The organism is Actinocorallia sp. B10E7, assembly GCF_039871655.1.
GTDB lineage: Bacteria > Actinomycetota > Actinomycetes > Streptosporangiales > Streptosporangiaceae > Actinocorallia.
Window position 1 is genome coordinate 327530 of the sequence record NZ_JBDPLZ010000007.1, and the last position, 21091, is coordinate 348620.

Annotated in this window: 17 protein-coding genes and 1 pseudogene; 12 read left to right on the top strand and 6 right to left on the bottom strand. The window is 72.3% G+C overall.

Annotated elements, in window-relative coordinates; genetic code table 11:
• Nucleotides 1-75: 75 nt before the first annotated feature.
• Both mptB and ABGB12_RS25315 read right to left on the bottom strand, forming a co-directional pair.
• Nucleotides 76-1545, bottom strand: coding sequence for a polyprenol phosphomannose-dependent alpha 1,6 mannosyltransferase MptB (gene mptB, locus ABGB12_RS25310; RefSeq protein ID WP_347681938.1), 1470 nt, complete (start codon nt 1543-1545; stop codon nt 76-78).
• On the bottom strand, nt 1536-3017 hold the full coding sequence (locus tag ABGB12_RS25315; protein ID WP_347681939.1) for a hypothetical protein: 1482 nt from the start codon (nt 3015-3017) through the stop codon (nt 1536-1538). The genes mptB and ABGB12_RS25315 overlap by 10 nt, the downstream gene beginning before the upstream one ends.
• A gap of 53 nt (nt 3018-3070) precedes the next feature.
• On the opposite strand from ABGB12_RS25315, the gene ABGB12_RS25320 reads away from it, so the two are divergent.
• Nucleotides 3071-4450 carry a glycosyltransferase family 39 protein gene (locus tag ABGB12_RS25320; RefSeq protein ID WP_347681964.1) on the top strand — a complete coding sequence of 460 codons (1380 nt, stop codon included), beginning with the start codon at nt 3071-3073 and terminating at the stop codon, nt 4448-4450.
• On the opposite strand, the gene ABGB12_RS25325 is transcribed toward ABGB12_RS25320, so the two are convergent.
• Entirely contained in the window at nt 4413-6323 is a 1911-nt protein-coding gene (locus ABGB12_RS25325) for a glycosyltransferase family 2 protein (protein WP_347681940.1), read from the bottom strand. The genes ABGB12_RS25320 and ABGB12_RS25325 overlap by 38 nt on opposite strands.
• Before the next feature lie 190 nt (nt 6324-6513).
• Between ABGB12_RS25325 and ABGB12_RS25330 the strand changes: the two genes are divergently transcribed.
• From ABGB12_RS25330 to ABGB12_RS25355, 6 genes are all read left to right on the top strand, one after another.
• Complete coding sequence (locus ABGB12_RS25330; protein WP_347681941.1) at nt 6514-7860, top strand: glycosyltransferase family 39 protein; 1347 nt, start codon at nt 6514-6516, stop codon at nt 7858-7860.
• A 79-nt stretch (nt 7861-7939) separates the two neighbouring features.
• Nucleotides 7940-9097: an acylneuraminate cytidylyltransferase gene (locus tag ABGB12_RS25335; RefSeq protein WP_347681942.1), complete on the top strand. Its 1158-nt coding sequence runs from the start codon at nt 7940-7942 to the stop codon at nt 9095-9097.
• 1 nt (nt 9098) lies between these two features.
• Complete coding sequence (locus ABGB12_RS25340; RefSeq protein WP_347681943.1) at nt 9099-9974, top strand: N-acetylneuraminate synthase family protein; 876 nt, start codon at nt 9099-9101, stop codon at nt 9972-9974.
• A gap of 5 nt (nt 9975-9979) precedes the next feature.
• On the top strand, nt 9980-10948 hold the full coding sequence (locus ABGB12_RS25345; protein ID WP_347681944.1) for a glycosyltransferase family 2 protein: 969 nt from the start codon (nt 9980-9982) through the stop codon (nt 10946-10948).
• Nucleotides 10945-12294 carry an alpha-2,8-polysialyltransferase family protein gene (locus tag ABGB12_RS25350; RefSeq protein ID WP_347681945.1) on the top strand — a complete coding sequence of 450 codons (1350 nt, stop codon included), beginning with the start codon at nt 10945-10947 and terminating at the stop codon, nt 12292-12294. Before ABGB12_RS25345 ends, ABGB12_RS25350 begins: the two co-directional genes overlap by 4 nt.
• Nucleotides 12291-13244: a glycosyltransferase family 2 protein gene (locus tag ABGB12_RS25355; RefSeq protein ID WP_347681946.1), complete on the top strand. Its 954-nt coding sequence runs from the start codon at nt 12291-12293 to the stop codon at nt 13242-13244. The genes ABGB12_RS25350 and ABGB12_RS25355 overlap by 4 nt, the downstream gene beginning before the upstream one ends.
• Nucleotides 13245-13253: 9 nt before the next feature.
• On the opposite strand, the gene ABGB12_RS25360 is transcribed toward ABGB12_RS25355, so the two are convergent.
• Nucleotides 13254-14555, bottom strand: coding sequence for a DUF6716 putative glycosyltransferase (locus tag ABGB12_RS25360; protein ID WP_347681947.1), 1302 nt, complete (start codon nt 14553-14555; stop codon nt 13254-13256).
• Nucleotides 14552-15349, bottom strand: a complete 798-nt coding sequence (locus ABGB12_RS25365; protein ID WP_347681948.1) for a hypothetical protein — start codon at nt 15347-15349, stop codon at nt 14552-14554. Before ABGB12_RS25365 ends, ABGB12_RS25360 begins: the two co-directional genes overlap by 4 nt.
• 327 nt (nt 15350-15676) lie before the next feature.
• Here ABGB12_RS25365 and ABGB12_RS25370 point away from each other — a divergent pair, with 327 nt between their 5' ends.
• The 3 genes and pseudogenes from ABGB12_RS25370 to ABGB12_RS25380 all read left to right on the top strand — a co-directional run.
• Nucleotides 15677-17218 carry an arylsulfatase gene (locus tag ABGB12_RS25370; RefSeq protein WP_347681949.1) on the top strand — a complete coding sequence of 514 codons (1542 nt, stop codon included), beginning with the start codon at nt 15677-15679 and terminating at the stop codon, nt 17216-17218.
• A gap of 117 nt (nt 17219-17335) precedes the next feature.
• The gene (locus tag ABGB12_RS25375) at nt 17336-18190 is read left to right on the top strand and encodes a sulfotransferase (RefSeq protein ID WP_347681950.1); all 855 of its coding nucleotides are present in this window, start codon (nt 17336-17338) and stop codon (nt 18188-18190) included.
• A gap of 87 nt (nt 18191-18277) precedes the next feature.
• A pseudogene (locus ABGB12_RS25380) lies at nt 18278-19144 on the top strand (glycosyltransferase); the annotation flags it as partial.
• Between the two features lie 69 nt (nt 19145-19213).
• Here ABGB12_RS25380 and ABGB12_RS25385 read toward each other — a convergent pair.
• Nucleotides 19214-19804, bottom strand: a complete 591-nt coding sequence (locus ABGB12_RS25385) for an HD domain-containing protein (protein WP_347681951.1) — start codon at nt 19802-19804, stop codon at nt 19214-19216.
• A gap of 30 nt (nt 19805-19834) precedes the next feature.
• On the opposite strand from ABGB12_RS25385, the gene ABGB12_RS25390 reads away from it, so the two are divergent.
• Entirely contained in the window at nt 19835-20338 is a 504-nt protein-coding gene (locus ABGB12_RS25390) for an SRPBCC family protein (RefSeq protein ID WP_347681952.1), read from the top strand.
• 50 nt (nt 20339-20388) lie between these two features.
• On the top strand, nt 20389-21087 hold the full coding sequence (locus tag ABGB12_RS25395) for an acetoacetate decarboxylase family protein (RefSeq protein WP_347681953.1): 699 nt from the start codon (nt 20389-20391) through the stop codon (nt 21085-21087).
• Nucleotides 21088-21091: the final 4 nt, after the last annotated feature.

The window sequence follows — 21091 nt, forward strand, 5'->3', positions numbered from 1 at the left end:
AGTTTAGGGCAGGATCCCTGTGCCAATCCGGCTTCTTTTCGCGGTGGGAGCGAAAGGTGAACGCGGTCCCTTCTCTCAGACCGGCTGCAGGGCCTCCTTCTCCTCCATCGCCGGTTCCCGCTCCGGGGCCCGGCGGCCGGGCGGCAGCAGCACCAGGACCATGACGACGGCGATGATCCCCAGGGCCGCCGAGACCCACCAGTTGTTCACCGGATTCCGGATGAAGGGCATCGGGTCGGGCCAGGGGTTCCCGGTGAACTGCGGCACCCCCGGCAGGTAGCCGAGCGTGCCCGCGGCCAGCCGCCACTGGGTCAGCCCGTCGACGCGGGTCGGCGGCAGCAGCGCCAGCAGCGGGAAGATCAGCGGGTCGTACCAGGGGTGCTGCACCGGTGAGAGCAGCAGCAGCGCCGCGCAGACCGCGAAGGACACCCGGGCCGCCGACTCCGCGCGGTCGCCGGCGGGGGTCAGCCGCCACAGCAGCACCAGGAGGATGACCGCTCCCGCCGCGTATCCCCAGCCGGCCATCTCCTCGTGGGTCATCTCGACGCCCCAGTGCGGGAAGTAGCGCCACGGGTTGGTCGGCGCGACGTCCCCGGCCTTGTCCAGCAGGACGTCGAACGCCGCCGGACCGGCCAGCAGGTAGGAGCCGAGCCCTGTCGCGGTCACCCCTCCGGCGAGCCCGGCCAGCGCGGGCCAGGAGCGGCGGGCGGCCCAGGCCAGCCCGAGTCCGGCGAAGAAGAACGGCGCCTTCACCCCGCCCGCGATCCCGATCAGCGCTCCCGCGTACATGGCCGGCGCCCAGCCGGGGGCGTCCGACGTGCGCAGGAAGACGGCGAAGGCCAGCACCATGACGGCGGCCCCGTAGACGTCCGCGTGGGCTCCGGCGACGCACGCCCAGAGCATCAGCGGGTTGCACGTCCACAGCAGGTGGACCCGGACGGGGTCGCGGGCGAGCCGGTGCAGCACCAGCGCGACCAGCGCGAAGGCGGCCCCCGCCGCCAGCTTCAGCAAGAAGACGATCTTGAACATGGACGCGCCCGCGAGGCCCGCCGCGGCGGCGAACGCCCAGTTGGCGACCGGCCCGTAGACCGAGGGGGTGTCCCGCCAGGTCTGCGGCGAGTACGCCGCCACCGGGTCCCCGGCGTCGATCAGCGACTGCGGGACCGTCCGGTACGGGTCGAGGCCGAGGTCGCCCATACGGCCGTAGAGCGCGTAGCTCTGCACGTCCGTGGAGCCCCCCACCGGCACCAGCGCCAGCACGGCCGCGGCCAGCAGCCCGCCCCACAGCAGGGCGCGGGCCGGAGGGCGCCAGCCCCGGCGCAGCGCGAACAACCCGAGGCACACGCCCAGCGCGCCGAGCCCGACCATGGAGAAGGTCAGCCGGACGATCAGCAGGGCGCTGGGGTCGGCCTCCAGCGACCAGCCTCCCCCGCTCTGCGGCACCGTGTTGGACGGGCCGAGCAGGCAGGCGTAGGCGCCGAGCCCCACCGAGGCGGAGATCAGTAGGAGCGCCGCGGCTCCCGCCCCCGAGGATTTCACAGACATCGCGGTAAGAATAAGCGGCAGGACAGGAGCAGGCGTCCCTTCGCCGCGCGGGCCCTCACCCGGAATCCGTCGAGCCGGACGTGGTCGCGCCGGGCCGCCATGAGGCAGTCCACCCGGTACCGTTCGATGATCGACGCCCGTTCGGCGTCCGTGGTGCCCGGGGCGAAGAAGATCCGCACGTCGCGGCGCCTGGCCGCCTCGTCCACGAAGGGGTACGGCCAGGCGGGGACGACACTGTAGGCCCCCTTCCCGTTGACCAGCCGACCCGGCCAGGTCCGGTCACTCAGCACCACCATGCCCGGTTTGATCTTCCGGACCAGCGGGGCGTAGACGGTGTTCGGGTCGCGGGCCTTCCACGCCGCGAGCGTCCGCGGGGAGACCGGCCCCCACCAGGCCCGGATCAGGCCGCCGCTGTTGCCGTACAGGCCGATGGCGCAGGCGAGGGCCGCCACCCCGGAGTAGACGGCCTTCCGCGCGTCCCATCCGCCCGTGCCCAGCGCGCAGGCGAGGGCCAGGTGCAGCGGCAGCAGCGCGACCGGCAGCACCCGGGCCAAGCCGTAGGAGCCCAGGATCGCGCCCAGCCCCACGACGGACGTCGCCAGCACGAACAGCAGCATCAGCTCGCGGCCCAGCGGCCTCCGGTCCACCCCGGTGACCAGCGCGGGCAGCCCGATCAGCGCCAGCCCGTAGTGCCCGAGGCCGAAGTCCCCGCCCAGGTCCAGGATCAGCCCGAGATGGATCCGGGACAGGTCGCCCGTGGCGCCGGGCAGCGCGGCCAGGTCCGACCAGGGCCAGGCCATCGCCAGGACGATCGCGGCGGCCCCCGCCGCGTACTGCCGGCTCTCCCGCAGCCGGGAGGGCCGGGCCAGGACGAAGGCCAGCAGGCCGAGCGCGGTGTTCAGGGCGGTGAACGGATGGATGAGCAGGACCAGCGCCAGCAGCGGGGCCAGACGCACCCAGCGGGACTCCAGGTACTCCCGCCAGGCCAGCAGCATGAGCGCCGTGGCGGTGAGGCTGGGGTAGGCCATCGTCCACGACAGGGAGTACAGGCCGAAGAACCCGCTCCACTCGTGCGGGCGCAGGCCCCACAGCAGCAGACTGAAGACGACGGCCAGTGCCCCCACCGAGGGCCCGCCGAGCATCCGGCAGAAACGGAGCAGCGCCCACAGCCACAGCGCCGTGTTGGTCAGGCCCGCCAGTTCCAGGACGGTCAGCGGGCGCAGGCCGGTGAGCGCGGCGACGGCGGCGAGCGCCACGGTGTAAGGCGAGTAGTACGGGCTGCCCTCGGCCTCGCCGACCAGCGGGTCCACCGGGTGCCACGGGTCGCGCAGCAGCCCGTGCAGGGTGCCCAGGTGCAGCCGCATGTCCCCGGCCCAGCTGTGCCGCAGCACCACCAGGACCGCCCAGCCGAGCACCAGCCCGCAGACCGGTGCCCAGAGCGGTACCCGCAGCCGTCCGCGAACCCTGGCCATGTTCACCCATCGTAGTAACATGCCTGCGATGTGTAGCGCCCTGGCCGGTGAGCATGGTGGTCCGTAACCGCCTGGTGGTCGCCGTCCCCGCGCTGGCCGCGCTCGCCACGGGCCTGTGGGGGCTCACCGGGCCGTCCTTCTGGCGGGACGAGGCGGTCACCGCCGAGGTCTCCCGGCGCGCCCTCCCCCAGATCCTCCGGCTGCTGCCCGAGGTCGACGCCGTCCACGGCCTCTACTACGTGCTGCTGCACTTCGTCTCCGAGGCGGCCGGGTCGGGCGAGGCCGCGCTGCGCCTGCCGTCGGTGCTGGCCGGGACGGTCACGGCCGGGTGCACCGCCGAGCTGGGCCGCCGGTACGCCGGAGCCCGTCTGGGCCTGCTGGCGGGGCTGCTGGCCGCGGGCTCCCCCTTCCTCACCCGCTACGCCCAAGACGCCCGCCCGTACGCGATGGTCACCGCGACGGCCGTGGTGTCCACCCTGCTGCTGTCCCTCGCCCTGGAACGGGGCGGGCGGCGGCTCTGGACCGGCTACGCGGCGTCCGTCGTGGTGCTCGGGTTGTTCAACCTGTTCGGTCTTCTGCTGCTCACCGTGCACGTCATCCTGGCGTGGCCCCGGCGCCAGGCCTGGGCGGCGGCCGGGGCGGCGTTCACCTGCCTGCTCCCCCTGGTGGCGGTCGCCTCGGCTCAGCGGGGCGCCCAGATCTCCTGGCTGGCCAGGCCGGGGCCGGAGGCCGTGCGGGAACTGGCCGAGATGCTCGCCGGAGGCGCGTGGCTCCTGCTCCCCTTCTCCGCCTTGGCCGTGCTGGGGGCCTGGCGGCAACCCTCCCTGCGGCCGGTGGCGGTGCCCTGGCTGCTGCTGCCGCCGGTGCTGCTGCTGGGCGTCTCCTTGGTCAGCCCCGTCTACACCCCGCGCTACGTGCTCTTCACCGCCCCGGCGGCGGCACTGCTGGTGGCCGCGGGGTTGGAGTCCCTTCCCGCGGTGCTCACCTGGGCGGGCGCCGCCGCGCTGGTCGCCGGGATGGCGCCGATGCACCTGCAGCAGCACGCCGTGGACGACCGGGCGGACGACCTGCGCCGGCTCCGGGCGATCGTCAAGCGGCACGAGCGGCCCGGGGACGGCCTGCTGTTCCGGGTGAGCGAACAGCGGACGATCATGGGCGCCTATCCGGAGACCTTCGCCCGCCTGGACGACCTGGCGCTGGAGCGCGGCGGACCCGAGGCCGGCAACCTCGTGGGGGTCCTCACCGGTCCCGCCGGGTTCGCCCGGCGGCTCGCCGGGACCGGGCGGGTCTGGGTGGTGAGCAAGGCCCCCGACCGGAGCTCTCCCGCCTACCGGGTGGACGAGTCCCGGTTCCTGGTGCTGCGCGCCTCGTTCACCAAGGTGAGGGGCTGGCGGTTCAAGGGCGGCTATCTCGCACTGTACGCGCGGGAATGATGCGGCTCCTCCGCAGGACCTTGCGCGCCAGCCCGCCCAGCAGGACCGGGACCGCCAGGTGCAGGGGCCGCTCGCCGATCTGGACCGCCAGCCGCCCCTTGCTGGTCTCGTACGGCTTGGCGGTCCGGCGCAGGCCGACCCGTCCCCCTGCGAGGTCGCGGGGCGTGAACACGCCGGGGACCGTGCCGTCCCGGTCGACGACCTCGTACTCCAGCCGCCATGGCCCGCGGGCCCAGTCACGCAGCGGCAGCTCGGCGGTGAAGGACGTGCCGTCGAGCACGGCGTCGGCCGTCTCGACCCGCTCGGTGCCGCGCAGCCGGGCCAGCACCCGCAGGCTCAACCCGCCGCCGAGCGGGAGCCGTCCGGAGACCTTCAGCCGCCCGCCTGTCACCACGGCCGAGGCCGGCTGGTCGGGCGCCGCGCCCAGGGCTCCGGCGGCCAGGCTGAGGTTCCCGAAGTCGGTGGCGTAGAGCCGCACCAGCGGGCGTCCGCCCTCCACCGGGAGGAAGACCGGGCCGGGCAGCCCGGCCGGGCCGACGGCGAGCCGGGTGGAGATCGGCACCTGACCGACTCTGGCCTCGACCGACACGTCCCAGCGGCCCTTGGCCAGGCGGAGTCCCGCGACGTCCAGCTCGGCGGTGCGCTCGCAGCGTCCGTCCAGCGGGACGGTGTGCACGGGCCCGCCCTCGCCCCTGCGGCGCAGCACCAGCACCGGGTCGGTGAACTCCCCGCCGGGCAGCTCCGCCTTCAACTCCACCTTCAGGACGCCGCCGTCCCAGGACACCCGCTCCAGCGCGCACCGGAACGGCAGCCTGGAGGTGACGTCGTAGCAGGAGTCCGGCAGCTCCCCGAAGCCCGGGGTCACCTCGTGGATCCGCCCGTCCCTGGCCAGCAGCGCCGGGGTCCGGCCCGACACCCGGTAGCGGACGATCTCCTGCAGCAGCCCGTGGGGGCCGTGCTCCAGGCAGTGCGCCACCTGCCGGAAGAAGGGGGCCATCGACGCGGTGATCCCCGGGGTGAGGTGGGCGCGGATGAGCCTGAGCGCCCCCTCCTCGGTGACCGCGCGGGACTCGGCGTCGGACGCCAGGTAGGCGGCGCCGAACCGCGGCATGATCTCCTCGCGGAAGTTGCGTCGCAGCATGCGGTCGCGGGCGGGGCCGGGCTCGGTGTTGTCCTCCACCACCCGCATCACCCGGCCGATGGCCGGGAAGAAGTCGAGGTCGGGCGCGCCGCCCTGCTGCATGACGCTGGTGCCGTCCTCGCGCTCCACCCAAAAGTAGCAGTCGTGGTCGGCCAGGACGCTCACCCCGCCGGCCCGGAAGTAGGCCTTGGCGGTGAACTCCTGGTCCTCGTGGGAGAGGAGCCCCTCGGCGAACCGCAGGTCCTTGATCAGCTCACGCCGGAACAGCTTCAGCGGCGCGAGGGTGGCGTACAGGTCCGGCGGGCTGTCGTGGACGGTGGTACGCGCGACGTTCCGGCGGAACAGCCGCTTGGGGACGTTCCGCCCCACCCCGACGTACTTGCCGATCACGATGTCGGTGCCGTTCTCCTCGGCCATCGCGACCATGAGCTCCAGGGCCCGGGGGTCGAGCCAGTCGTCGGCGTCGAGGAACTGCACGAACTCCCCGGAGGCCAGGGCCAGCCCGACGTTGCGGGGGGCGCCGGGGCCGCCGGAGTTGGGCTGGTACCGGACCGTGAGCCGCGGGTCGTCGCAGGAGGCGAGCAGAGCCCGGCTGCCGTCGGTCGACCCGTCGTCCACGCAGATGAGCTCGATGTCGGCGAGGGTCTGCCCGAACACCGAGTCGATGCAGCGGCCTAGCGTCGTCCGGCAGTTGTACACCGGAACGATCACGCTGACTTTGGGCTGGGGCACGCGAGTTTCCTGTCACACGGGAGCATGAGCACATTAGCCCCACCCCTGGAGATTGGCGAAGGGTTCCCGCCAAGGTGATCATCACCGGATCCGAGCGATAGGGTCCGGCGTGCCCAATTTGCCGTCTATGCCGGTTCTCCGACACCGTACCCCGGCACCGGTAGTGCTGGCTCCCGCCCTCCTCGCGCTCATGATCACCGCTGCCGGGCTGGACCGTCCGGCGCTCTGGCGCGACGAGGCGGTCACCGCGGGCATGGCCCGGCGCCCCCTGGACTCCTTCTTCTCCGTGCTGGGGCAGATCGACGCGGTCCACGGGCTCTACTACCTGGTCATGAAAGGGGTCGTCGCGCTGTTCGGCGACGGCGAGGCGGCCCTGCGGGCGCCCTCGGTGCTCGGCGCGGTCCTGGCCGCCGGCGCCACCGCCGAACTCGGCCGCAGGCTGGGCGGCACAAGGACCGGGCTGTTCGCCGGCCTCCTGGTCGCCGTCTCCCCCGCGTTGAGCCGCTACGCCCAGGAGGCCCGGCAGTACACGCTGGCCACCGGCCTGGCCGTGCTGGCCACCCTGCTGCTGGTCCTGGCGCTGCGGGAGCGGCGGAGCTTCACCTGGTACGGCGTGACGATCGCGCTGCTCGGACTGCTGCACCTGTTCAGCCTGCTGCTGGTGCCCGCCCACCTGGTCACCGTCCTGCTGCGCCGGGACCGCCTGCTGCTGCTGCGCTGGGCGGCCGCCACCAGCGCGGCGCTGGCGCCCTGCGCCGCCCTCGCCGCGGTGGCCCTGCCGCAGAGCGGCCAGGTGAGCTGGATCGAGCCGCCCGACGCCGTCGCCGTCACCGACATGCTCGACGGCCTCGCCGGGACGCCCGGCTTCTTCGCCTTCAGCGTGGTGCTCATCCTGCTCGGCCGCAACGCCGGCCTGTGGCGGACCGCGGCTCCCTGGATGGTCCTCCCTCCGCTCTTCCTGCTCGTGGTCTCGTTGTGGGACCCCTTCTACGTCTTCCGCTACGTCTTGTTCTGCGTCCCGGCCGTGGCGCTGCTCGTGGCCGCGGGCCTGGACCGGCTGCGCTGGACGGCGGGGATGCCGGTGCTGCTCACCGCGGCCCTGCTGGCGCTGCCCGCGCACCAGCAGATGCGGCAGCCCTCCGAGCGGGCCGACGACCTGCGGGAGCTGGCCCGGATCATCGAGACCGAGAGCGGTCCGGGGGACGCCGTGGTCTTCCACTACACCAGCTCACGGCGGGCCGTGTCGGCCTACCCCGACGCCTACGCGGGCCTGGCCGACGTCCTCGCCGACCGCCCGGACGAGGGGCTGGACGGGTCGGAGGTCCCCGCCTCGCGGTTCACAGAACGGCTCGCCGGCGTACGGCGCGTCTTCTACGTCGACCACTCGCGCAAGCCCTCCGCCAGCACCTTCGCCGAACCCGACGCGGTCAAGGAGTCCCTGATCCACTACAACCGCGCCGAGTGGGTCCGAACCGGACGCTGGCTGTTCAAGGGCGGTTCCGTCCATCTATACGAGCGCCGTCCGCCGTTCACCTGAGCGTGCGCACGAGGTCACCACGGGTCCTTAGCTTGGAGGCCTCTGCCCGCAACAGCGGGCGTGACCACGAGGTAAGCGTGTGCGTGTCGTCTGTGTGATCCCCGCCCGCGGCGGCTCCAAGGGAGTGCCCGGCAAGAACCTGGCCGAGGTCGGCGGCCTCCCCCTGGTGGTGCGCGCCGTGCGCGCGGCGCGGCGGGCCGGGACCGTCGAGGAGGTCGTGGTCTCCACCGACGACCCGGGGATCGCCTCCGCCGCCGGGGACGCCGGGGCGCGGATCGTGATGCGGCCCGCGGAGCTCAGCGGGGACACCGCGACCTCCGAGTCCGCGCTGCTGCACGCGCTCGGCCTGCTGCCCGGACTGCCCGAGGTGACGGTGTTCCTGCAGTGCACCTCGCCGTTCGTGGACCCGGACGACCTCGACGCCGCCGTACTGGAGGTGCTCGACGGGAAGTCCGACGTCGTGTTCTCCGCGCTGGAGTCCCACGAGTTCCAGTGGGCCCTGGGCGACGACGGGCTGACCGGTGTGGGCCACAGCGCCTCGTTCCGGCCCCGCCGCCAGGACCGGGCTCCGCACTACCGGGAGACCGGCGCGTTCTACGTGATGCGCACCCGGGGGCTGATGGAGCACGGGCACCGGTTCTTCGGGCGGATCGGCGTGCGCGCCGTCCCGCCCGTGCACGCCGTCGAGATCGACACGCCCGAGGACCTGGCCGTCGCCCGCGTCCTGGCGCCGCTGGCCGACCGGCCGGAGCCGCTGGACGTGGACGTCCTGGTCACCGACTTCGACGGGGTGCACACCGACGACCGGGCCAGGGTGCACCAGGACGGCACCGAGTCGGTGTCGGTCTCCCGGGAGGACGGCATGGGCGTCGCCCGGCTCAGGGGGGCGGGCGTGCCCGTCCTCATCCTGTCCACCGAGACCAACCCGGTGGTCGCGGCGCGGGCCCGCAAGCTCGGCGTCCCCGTCCTGCACGGGATCTCCGACAAGGCCTCGGCCCTGGCCGGGTGGCTGCGCGAGGCGGGGCACGACCCGCGCCGCGTCGCCTACATCGGCAACGACCTGAACGACCTCGGCTGCTTCACCCTGGTGGGCTGGCCGATCGCGGTACCGCACGCCCACCCGGAGGTCCTGGCCGCGGCCCGGCTGGTGCTCAGCCGTCCGGGCGGCGGGGGCGCGGTCCGCGAGGCATGCGAACTCATTCTCCAGAGCAAGACTCTTCCGAACGAAGGTAAGTGATATGTCCGCTTCTGTGAAGATCGGCGACCGCCTGGTCGGTTCCGGGCAGCCGGTCTACGTGATCGGCGAAATCGGCATCAACCACAACGGTGACATGTCGATCGCCCGCCAGCTCATCGACGTCGCCGCCAACGCGGGCTGCGACGCCGTCAAGTTCCAGAAGCGCACCCCGGAGATCTGCGTCCCGCCGGAGCAGCAGGGCAAGATGCGCTCCACCCCGTGGGGCGAGATGACCTACCTGGAGTACAAGCACCGCGTCGAGTTCGGCGAGGAGGAGTACGCCGAGCTCGACCGGTACTGCGCGCAGCGCGGCCTGCAGTGGTTCGCCTCCCCCTGGGACGTCCCGTCGGCGGAGTTCCTGGAGAAGTTCGACGTCGTGACGCACAAGGTCGCCTCGGCGTCCATCACCGACAGGGAACTGCTGCGTGCTCTGGCGGCCACCGGCAAGCCCATCATCCTGTCGACCGGCATGTCGGAGCTGGAGGAGATCGACGAGGCGGTGGAGATCCTCGGCACCGAGCGGCTGGTGATCCTGCACGCCACCTCCACCTACCCGCTGCCGGCCGAGGAGGCCAACCTCCGCACGATCGACACCCTGCGCGAGCGCTACGGCGTCCCGGTGGGCTACTCCGGGCACGAGCGGGGCCTGCAGATCAGCCTCGCGGCCGTCACCCTCGGCGCGTGCGCGATCGAGCGCCACATCACGCTGGACCGCACCATGTGGGGCTCCGACCACGCCGCCTCCCTGGAGCCGACCGGCCTCCAGCACCTCATCCGGGACATCCGGGTCATCGAGTCCGCCCTCGGCGACGGCGTCAAGCGGGTCTTCCCGGGCGAGGCCGAGCCCCGCGAGCGCCTGCGGCGGGTCACCTCTTGACCGTTTTGACCAGTTCACCAGCTATTTCGGTCATCGTCCCGATGCGGAACGTGGAACGGTACGCCGGTGACATGCTGACCAGCCTGGTCCGGAACGTCGCGGAGGAAGTGGAGTTCATCCTGGTGGACGACGGGTCCACCGACCGCACTCCCGAACTCGTCGAACTGTTCCGGCCCAGGCTGCCGCGGTCGCAGGTGATCCGGCACGAGCAGGCCGTCGGACTGAGCGGGGCGCGGAACGCGGGCATGCGCGTCGCCTCCGGCCGGTACTTCACCTTCCTGGACGGTGACGACTACGTCCGGCCCGGCTACTTCAGCGAACTGTCCGCCGCGATGGACCGGCTCGGCTGCGACTACGTCAAGGTCGACCACATCAAGGTCTTCGGCAGGCGCCGGGTGCCGGACCGGGCCCCGATGGGCGTGCGCGACACCCTGCTCAAGCCCCGGGACGGCATCCTGCCCGCCCACGGCAAGGCCATGGTCGACTACCCGAACGCCTGGTCGGGGGCCTACCGGCGGGAGCTGTTCGAATCGGGGGTGCTGCTCTTCGACGAGCAGCTGCTCACCTGCGAGGACCGCCCCTGGACGTGGCGGCTGCACCTGAAGGCCGAGTCGTACGCTGTCGTCTCGCTGTGGGGGCCGTTCTACCGGCGCGAGGTCGCCGGGTCCCTCACCAAGATCGGCGACGAGCGGCAGCTGCACTTCTTCGACGCCTTCGACCTGGTCCTGGGCGAGCTGGCCCGCGACCCCGAGGGCGAACGGTTCCTCACCAAGGCCATCCGCAACTACTGCGCGATGATCGCCTTCCACCTGACCGAGCGCCACCGGCTCAGCCCGCCGCTCCAACGGCGGCTGCGGGCCCGCGCCCGCGCCACGTTCGCGGCGTTCCCGGCGGAGAACCTGGCCGAGGTGATGCCCGGGCTGGGACCGGAACGCGAACGGCTCCTCACCGAACTGCTGGGGGTCACCCCGTGACTCAGATCTTCGTCGCCTCGACGCTGTTCGGCGCGATGACCGTCGCCGCCGCCATCGACGCCGGGCGGTTCGGTCCGCCCGGACGCCGCCGCATGCTGCTGGTCAGCGACAACACCGCCATCCCCGAGCTGGGCCTCGACCTCACCGCCTCTCCCGGGTTCGCCGGGGTGCGCGACCGGTTCGACGAGGTGCGCTCCTGGAACGAGGAGATCAGCCCGCTGCACCCGTCGGGCTGGATGCCGCGGACCGAGGAGCTCATGATCTGGGAGCGGCTCTTCCGCGACCGCTGGGGCCTGGGCGACGAGCCGCTGGAACTCGCGGTCGAGACCATCGCCGCCTCCCCGGCCAAGGCGCTCACCTCGATCTTCTCCGAGGCCCTGATCACGGTCTACGCGGACGGGCTGATGAGCTACGGGCCGACCAGGGACGGGCTGCCCGACGGGGTCGGCAGCCGCATCACCCGGCTGCTGCACCTGGACCTGGTCGAAGGGCTCACCCCTCTGCTGCTCGGCGAGCACGGCGTCCCCTCCGAGGTCATCCCCGACGATGCGTTCACCGCCGTTCTCCAGAAGCTGAACCGGCCGGAGCCCCCTGCTGACGGGCTCGACGGGGGCGCATTGGTGGTCGGTCAGTACCTCGCGGCACTGGAGATCCTGAGCGAGCAGGAGGAAGATGAACTCCATGTGGCGATGCTGCGTGGTGTCGTGGCCCGAGGGCACACGACAGTGCTGTTCAAGCCCCACCCCTCCAGTCCGGTACGTACGGCCGGCCGGCTGGCCCACGAGGCGGCGCGGCTGGGCGCCCGGCTCGTGGTCCTCGACGCTTCGGTACCGGCAGAGACCTGGTGCGCAGCGCTTCGGCCATCACTGATCGTCGGCTGCTTCTCCACCGCGCTGGTCACCGCTTCCCGTTACCACGGCGTCCCGGCCGCCGCCGTGGGCACCCGCCTGCTGCTCCAGCGGCTGGCGCCCTACCAGAACAGCAACCGCGTGCCGGTGACCATCATCGACACGATGCTGCCGCACCTGGCGGAGGACGGGACGCTCAGCGCACCGGTCCTCTCCTCGGTGTCCGCGCTCCACGAACTGCTCGTGGCGGTGGCGTACGCGATGCGCGCGGCCTCCCTGCCCGAGCGCCGCAAGGAGGCCGTGGCGTTCCTGTCCGAGCACGCCTCGGGCGAGATGATGCGGTACTTCAAGAAACGCAGGCTGACCGCGCTCGGCCTGCCCGGCGGGCTGTCCCCGGCCAGGCGCAACCTGCTGGCCGCCGCGCTGCCGCCGCGCAGCCGGAGGCGGAGGCTCGCGGCCCGCGCCATCGACGCCGCCGGGCTGGACCTCGACCGGTGACCACCCTGTCGGTCGTCGTTCCGGTCCGCGACGTGGAGCGTTACGTGCCCGACCTGCTGCGGGGTCTGGCCCGCAACACCCGTCCCGACTTCGAGTTCCTCGTGGTCGACGACGCCTCCCTCGACCGGACGGCCGAACTGGTGGCCGAGGCGGAGGTCCCGGGGCTGCGGATGATCCGTCATCCCGCGGCCCTGGGGCCCGGGGCCGCCCGCAACACCGGCCTGGCCGAGGCCTCCGGCCGCTACCTCACCTATCTCGACGGCGACGACTGGATCAGGCCCGGCTACCTGGCCGAGCTGGTCGACGCGATCTCCGGGCTCGGCTGCGACTTCGTGATGTCCGACCACGTCCGGGTCACCGGGCGGCACCGGCAGCCGCGCCGCCCGCCGGAGGGCAGGCTGTGGGAGGTGCTCGACCCGCGGGCCGCCATCCTGCCGGTCAGCCAGCCCTCCATGGTCGACTACCCCTACTCGTGGGCCGGGATCTACCACCGGCGGCTGGCGGACCGGGGCCTGCTGCGCTTCGTCCCCGAACTGCACACCGCCGAGGACCGGCCCTGGTTCTGGCGGCTGTACCGCCAGGCCTCCTCCTACGCGGTGGTCCCGCTGCGCGGCGTCTTCTACCGCCGGCACCGGCAGGGCGCCCTCACCCGGATCGGCGACGCCCGCCAGCTGCACTTCTTCGACGCCTTCGACCTGGTGCTGGCCGAGCTGTCCGCCGACCCGGAGGCCGAGCGGTTCGCCGCCAAGGCCGTCCGCAACTACTTCGCCATGATCGGCTACCACCTGACCCGCCGGGACCGGCTCAGCCCGCTGCTGCGGGTGGAGCTGGTCGACCGGGCCCGCGCCACGATGTTGTCGGTGCCGCCGGAGCTGCGCGCCGAGGTGCTGCCCGCGATGGGCGTCTACCGGCAGGAGCTCTTCGAGGAGCTGCTGGGCGTCCGGATCTGAGGTCCGCGCTCAGCGCAGCGCGCGGCGCAGCCGCAGCGCCCCCCGGTAGGCCACCGGAGGCAGCTCCACCCGCAGGGACGCCCTGGTCCTGGCCCACCGGCCGCCGGGGTCGCCGACGGGTCCGGGCAGGGTCCGCGCCCGCGCGACCAGGGCCTCCAGCTCCCGCACCCAGTCGTTCTCGGCCTCGGGGTGGAAGTAGTTCTCCGCGCACCACGCCTCGTCCGGGCGGTGGAACCGGCCCTGGACCAGCTCCCGCAGGGTGCCGAGCACCCCGCTGCCCTCGAAGACCAGGTTGATCATCCGCTCGTTCACTCCGAAGTCCGAGAGCACCAGCAGCGGGACGTCCGCGGCGATCGCCTCCAGCGCGGCGGTCGAGCTCACCGTCACGAACCCGGCGGCCCGGGCGAGCTGGGCGTGCATCGGCCCGGCGTCGAAGTGCAGCAGCCCGTGCTCGACCGGCAGCTCCCGCCACAACGTCTCGTAGTGCAGGTCCTCGCGGTGGGTCTGCTCCTCCCCCGCCCTGGCCCGCAGCTTCACCACCACCCGCAGGTCGGGCCGGGCCCGGGCCAGGTCGGCCAGCGCGTACAAAACGCGTTCGCGCTCCTCCCGCCGTTCGGGGACCTTGGCCTGGGTGGCGAAGACGACCCGGTCCGGACGACCGGAGCGAAGCGAGGATCGGCCGGACCGCCCCTCGGGGGCCTGGGGGTCGCCCCCCAGATCAACCCGGTCCGGACGACCGGAGCGAAGCGAGGATCGGCCGGACCGCCCCTCGGGGGCCTGGGGGTCGCCCCCCGGATCGACCGGGTCGCGGGGGCCTTCGGACGTCGCGGCGTCGTGCAGGAACGGCAGTGTGGCCCGCGCCACCCGCCCCGGCAGTTCCAGGTCCCGGGCGATCGCGCCGAACTCGGCCACCTCCCGCCCGCTGTGCACGACGAACAGGTCGGCGGCGGCGCGGAACCGCCAGGCCTTCTCGTTCGCGGGCACCGAGATCCCCGGCAGCCCGGTCAGCAGGACTCGGCGCCGGTCCCGTGACACCCAGGGCGACAGCGCCCGCACGACCGGGCCGGTGCAGGCCAGCAGCACGGCGTCCGGGTCGTACGCGCGCAGCAGCGTCCGCAGCCTCCGGGCGGTGAGCACTTCGGGGACCGGGGAGTCCTCCCGCCCGCCGCTGACCGCGGCGCGGCGCTGCGCCGCGGACGGGGTGATCGGCGAGCGCACCACCACCAGGCGGTGTTCGCCGGGCAGGGTGCGCAGCAGTGCCGCCGCCCACTTCAGGTAGGAGTCGGAATCGGCGATGGCGAGCAGTCTCAAGCGAACTCCGGGCCCAGGACGAAGACGCTCAGGTGGGTGCGCAGTGCCGGGTCCGCCTGGTCGGTCCACCAGTCCGCGGGGACGCTGACGCCCTCGATGCGGGGACCGGCGGGTCCGTGCAGGACGCGCAGCGACGTGAGGGCGGTGGAGGGCAGGCTGATCACCCGGTGCTCCGGGGTGAGGCCGCGCAGGCTCAGTTCCACCGGCAGGTCCCGTTCGACCAGGGTGACCGCCGGGTCCTCGCGCAGCAGCGCCAGCACCTGGGGGCATTCCCGCCGGTGCGGGTAGTAGGCCACCGGCTCGCTCGCGGTGATCTGGTTCAGCCATCCCAGGTAGGCGCCCCGGTCGACCAGCCCGTTGGCGACCAGCGAGGTGCCCAGCACCACGCACCGCTGCTCGGGCGGCGGCTCGGCCGGCAGGGTGCGCAGCCAGGAGAACTCGTGGGAGATGACGGGGATGCCGACCCGGCGGGCCCGTGCGAGCAGCGGCGAGGGCACGGGCAGCCCGGTGAAGGTGGTCACCCGGCCCCGGTGGGCCAGCCCGCGCAGCCGGTGCCCGGCCAGCCCGGAGAAGGCCCGCCGCGCGGGCCCGGGTCTGGCCCTGGCGCGCAGCAGCGGCTGCTTCCACGGTCCGCACAGGAGGCCGAGCAGGTGGAGGGTGGCCAGCCCGTCGTCCAGCAGGACGATCCGCTCCGGCGCCCTGCTCAGCAGCATGCGGGCCTGCGCCTGGCCGGAGAAGGCGTCACCGAGTGCCCAGGTCGCACCGGTTCGCCCGATCTTTTCGGTGAAGATCACCGTGGTTTTCGGCGGCAACCCCAACCTGATCGCTTCCCGGACGGTAGCGTGCAACGCATCCGATCCGGGGCGCACACGCACTTCCACCGGCCCGAGCAGGCCGGCGTGCCGGGCCTCCAAGGCCGACAGAAGCTGGAGCGGCGATTCAGCCCAGGCCAGATCAGTCATATGCACCCAAAGCGTCGGATCAAGTCAGTGACTTCCAACCTGGCATTCGTGTGTGAACAGGAGACCAACGGAGGCCGTCGATGCCGTTTAACAATCTTTGTCCCGCGACTTCTCGCTAAGCTGCCTCCGGTCACCCCGCAGAACCCCAGGAGTCATCACTTGTCTGACAGGCGCCGCTTCCTGCTCAGCACGGGCCTCTTGGCGGCCGGTGCGGCGGCCTTCTCGGCATGGCCGTCCCGCCCCAGCGGCACGACCGGCGTTCCGTCGGCCAAGAGCACCGACGCGCAGGCCCTGACCGCGCTGTCCCCCCAAGCCGAGGTCAGGGAACCCGTCGTCGCGGCCGCCCCCCAGCCGGAGCAGGGGGGCACCCTGGCCAAACGCCCCAACTTCGTGGTGATCCTCGCCGACGACCTGGGCTTCGGCCAGCTCGGCTGCTACGGACAGAAGAAGATCAAGACCCCGCGCATCGACCGGATGGCCAGGGAGGGCCTGCGCTTCACCGACGCCTACGCCTCCGCCCCGGTCTGCGCCCCCTCCCGGGCCTCGCTGCTCACCGGACTGCACAGCGGGCACAGCGCGGTGCGCCGCAACCCGCCCAAGGAGGGCGAGCTCTCCCTGGGCGCGAACGAGCCGACGATCGGCGAGGTGCTCCAGGCGGCCGGCTACCGCACCGGCCTGTTCGGCAAGTGGGGCTTCGGCCCCAACGCGGGCAACAACAACACCAACCCCAACGCCCGCGGGTTCAACGACTTCTTCGGGTACATGACCCACCACATGGCCAAGCGCTACTACCCGGAGTTCCTCTGGAACAACGGCCAGCGCTACACGCTCCCCGGCAACAAGGGCGACTCCGGGCCGATCTACGGGCCCGACCTGATCATGCAGCGGGCGCTGACCTTCCTGCGCGACGCCGACCGCCAGGGCCAGCCCTTCCTGATGATGCTCACTCTGCCACTGCCGCACGCCCCGTCCGTCGTGTCCTCGCTCGGCCAGTACCGCACCAAGGACTGGCGGCGCCAGGACAAGGTGCACGCGGCCCAGATCACCCAGCTCGACACCTATGTCGGGATTCTGCTGGACGAGCTGCGCAAGCTCGGCCTGGCCGACGAGACGATCGTCGTCTTCACCTCCGACAACGGCCCGCACGAGGAAGACGGGGTCCGGCACCGGTTCTTCGACGCCGCCGGCCCCTACCGGGGCGTCAAGCGCAACCTCTACGAGGGCGGCATCCGGGTCCCCTTCATCGTCTGGTCGCCCAAGCTGCTCCGCAAGACCGCCAAGAAGCGCACCACCCACCCGACCGTCCAGTACGACCTGATGGAGACGTTCGCCGACTTCGCGGGAATCGGCGCCCCGAAGAACGACGGCCTCTCACTGAAGAAGGTCTGGACGGGGGCCGGAGGGGCGCCCAAGCACGAGTACCTTTACTGGCTGCGGCTGCACGCCGGATCCACCAAGAGCCACCGGGCGGAGGACCACGGCAAGGGCAAGCGCTGCGCGGCGGCCGTCCGTTTCGACGAGTGGAAGCTGGTCGGCTTCGCGCCCGGCACCGAATACTCCACCCCGGGCAAGAAGTGGACCTACGAGCTGTACAACCTGAACAAGGACCCGGGGGAGAAGCACGACCTCGCCGAGGCGCGCCCCGCGCTCGTCAGGCGCGGCGAGCGCTACTTGAAACGATCATGGCGACCCCTGGACTAGGATCCGGGTTGCACGCTCCTCAGTTAACATTCAGCAACGTTAAGCCAAATTAGTCTAAATTCGTCCGATGTGTCGCTATCGTCTCCCGCGAGGCCACACCTACCCGGGACTTGAGGGATGCAGGAAGCACAGCGCAGCACCGCAGTGAAGCGGGCCATCCGCCGCCGTACCGAACACCTCGCCGAGGCCCTCAGGCCGCCGGGCATCAAGCCCAAGCGCAAGGTCATGCTGCCCGACCGCAGCAGCGGCAGCCGACTCGTGCCGTCGCCGGTCTTCGTCCTCTCCTCCGTCCGCTCGGGTTCCACCCTGCTGCGCGTGCTCCTGAACACCCACTCCCAGATCCGCGCCCCGCACGAGCTGCACCTGCGCACGCTCGAGGTGCGGCCCAGCCGGGAGTACACCGAGGGCATCATGGAGGCACTCGGCCTGAGCCGCAAGGAGCTCGAGCACCTCCTGTGGGACCGGGTCCTGCACCACGAGCTCGAGCGCAGCGGCAAGCGCATCGTGGTCGACAAGACCCCGGCCAACGCGCTGATCTGGCGCCGCATCTCCTCCGCCTGGCCGCAGGCCCGCTACATCTTCCTGCAGCGCCACCCGCAGTCCGTGGTCGAGTCGGTCCTCAACCGGCGCAAGGGCGCCGAGAAGGACGCGGTCGTCAAGGAGATCTTCAACTACGTCAACGGCGTGGAGCAGGCCCGGCAGCGCCTCAACGGCCTCGCCGTGCGGTACGAGGACCTCACCGCCGACCCCGAGGCCCAGACCCGCCGGATCTGCGAGTACCTGGGCGTGGAGTGGGAGCCCTCCATGCTCGACTACGGCACCCAGGACCACGGCCCGATCAAGCCGGTCTTCGGCGACTGGAGCGCCAACATCAAGTCCGGCCAGGTGCAGAAGGCCCGCCCGCTGCCCAGCGTGGACGAGATCGACCCGCAGCTGCGCGAGATCGCCAAGCTCTGGGGCTACCTGGACTGACAGCCCACGGCCTTCCGGGGTTCACCTTTCGGACATTCACGCAGGTCACGATGCCAGTGAATGTCCTGTGAACTCCGGAGTCGTCGTATGCGGGTCTGTGTCTGCACGGTAGGTCGCCATCCCGAGGACTCCCGGATCCTGCACCGGCAGATCCGGGCCCTGCTCGACGGCGGCCATCACGTCACCTATCTCGCCCCGTTCAGGGCACACCACGTCGTTCCCTGGCAGGAGCTGACGCCGGTGGACCTGCCGCGGCTGTCCGACCGCTTCCGCGCGCTGCGCCACGCCCGGCGCGCCCTGGCCGAGCACGCCCCGCACACCGACCTGGTGCTGCTGCACGACCACGAACTCGGCCTGGTCGCGCCCCGCCGGGTGCCCGTCGTCCTGGACGGGCCGCCCACCCGGCGCTTCCCCCACGGCCTCGACCTCCCCACCTTCACCCCGGTCCCCCGGCGGCCCGCGCGCACGCCCGACGACCCCCGGGTGGTGCACCTCGGCCGGCTCACCCGGCGCGGAGGCGTCGAGGAGGTCGTCGAGACGGCCCGGGCCCTGGCCGAGCACGGGCTGGCCACCGAGCTGATCGGCCCGGCCGACGAACAGGTCCGCCCGCTGCTGCGCGCCGCCCAGCGCGAGGGCGTCCTGCGCTGGTACGGGTTCGTGCCCAACGACCGGGCGCTGCGCATCATCTCCGGCGCGATGGCCGGCCTCTCCCTGACCCGCGAGCGGCACCAACAGCCGCCGACGAAGGTGCTGGAGTACATGGCCCACGGCGTGCCCGTGGTGTCAGGCCCGGAGCCCGCCTCCTCCTTCCTGCTGGAGGAGACCGGCGCGGGCTCGGTCGTCAGGGATCCCGCCGCAGCCGTCCGGGAGATCCTGCGGCTGCGGGACTCTCCCGCGGAGCGCGCCGAAATGGCCCGGCGAGGCCACGAGGCGGCCCGCGCCCGCTTCGACTGGGCCGAGCACGCCCCCGCCTTCGTCGCCCGGCTGGAGGCCCTGGCGGCCGACTCGCGGAGGCCCGGACGCTCAGCGCAGATGCGCGAACCGCTGCGCCCAGCCGGCGAACCAGGGGGCGAAGAAGGGATGGTCCTGGGCCAGCGGCATGACGTAGACGACGGTCTCGGTGTAGTAGCGGCGCTGGAAGTCCGCAGGCATACGATCGAGGGTCTGTGCGTTGCTCGCCCGGTCCGCGAGCTTGATCGCGACGACCTGTGGCGGGGCGTCCCGGAGACGCCGTAGATAGCCCACCTTGGCGGTGCGCTTCTCCTGCCTGGAGCGGACCGGCGGCTTGGTCAGCCAGTCGACGTACTCGGCGACGACCGGGCCGAACTCCGCCTCGACGTCGGAGACCGTCGCCGGGGTGTCCTCCACCACGTCGTGCAGCAGCGCCGCCGCCAGGACGTCCGGGTCGCGCTCCCCCGCCCCCCGCACCAGCACCTCCAGCGCCTCCAGCAGATGCTCGGTGTAGGGCGCCCCGGTGGGGCGCGTCTGCGTCCCGTGCCAGCGCGCCGCGGCCTCCGCCGCACGCCGGACCGTCGCCAGCGCCGCTTCCGGCAGCACCTCCCGCAACCGCGGTTCGGCCTCGTCCCAGGTGTGCCAGCTCAGGTACTCGTCCATCCCCCAACGGTAATGCGGGAGGATCGTCCCATGGGAAGCGCGGAAAGCACGGAACGGGAGTGGGTGGCCGAGGAGAGCGTCCTCATCCACGCGCCCGTCGAGAAGGTCTTCGCGGCGGTGTCGGATCCCCGCCGCGCCGCCGAATGGTCGCCGGAGGTCTTCCGCGTCCGGCTGCGGGACTCCCCCGTGGAGGAGGGCTCCCGGTTCACGGGGTTCAACCGGCGGGGTCCGTTCGTGTGGTTCACCGACTGCGAGGTCACCGCCCACGTGCCGGACCGGGTGCACGCCTTCCGCGTCCACAGCTTCGGCATGGAGGTCGCGCTGTGGGGCTACCGGCTGGAGCCCGTGGGCGATTCCACCCGGCTCACCGAATACTGGCACGACCTCCGCCGCGACCACTGGTCCGCGGGGATCGTGTCCTTTCTGGGAAGGGTCTTCACCGGTGTCCGGCCGGACCGGCGGGCCGCGCTGAACAGGGAGGGCATGCGCACCACGCTGAACCGGATCAAGACCGAACTTGAGACACCAGTCTAGAACCTGTTCTAATTCTTTTCGGGGCGACAGCGACCGAACAGAGGAGAGCCATGCACCAGGTACTCGACCGGACCGTCACGATGCCCGTGGAGATCCGCCACGCGCGGGTGGCCTCGGCCATGTTCCCCGTCCCCGCCCGCACCGCGCAGACCATCATCGGATACTCCGGGCTGGACGTGGTCCGGCCGGTGCCCTCCCACACGATCTGCTCGCTCGCCTTCATCGAGTACATCGACGGCGACCTCGGCCCGTACCACGAGTTCGCCGTCGCCTTCCTGGTCCACCACCCGCGGAGCGTCACCTCCTCCGGGATCGGCGCCTTCATCCACTGGCTGCCCGTCGACGGCGAGTTCACCCTCCAGGCCGGACGCCAGATCTGGGGCTTCCCCAAGGTCCTCACCCACCTGCCCATCGACTGGTCCGGACCCCAGCGCGCCGCCGTCCACCAGGACGGGGAACTGGTCGCCGCCATGTCCGTCAAACCAGGGCTGCCCATCCCCGACGGCAGCGCGGCCCCCGTCATCGACGCCTACTCCTGCTACGACGGCGTCACCCGCCGCGTCCCCTGGACCATGCGCCCCTCCTCGGTCCGCATGCGCCCCGGCGGCGCCGTCGTCACCCTCGGCGGCCACCCCGCGGCCGAGGACCTGCGCAGGCTCGGCCTGCACCGGACCCCCGCGCTGTCCAGCACCACCGTCGGGCACCTCGGCATGACCTTCGGAGAGGCCACCGAGGTCGCGACCGCATAAGCTT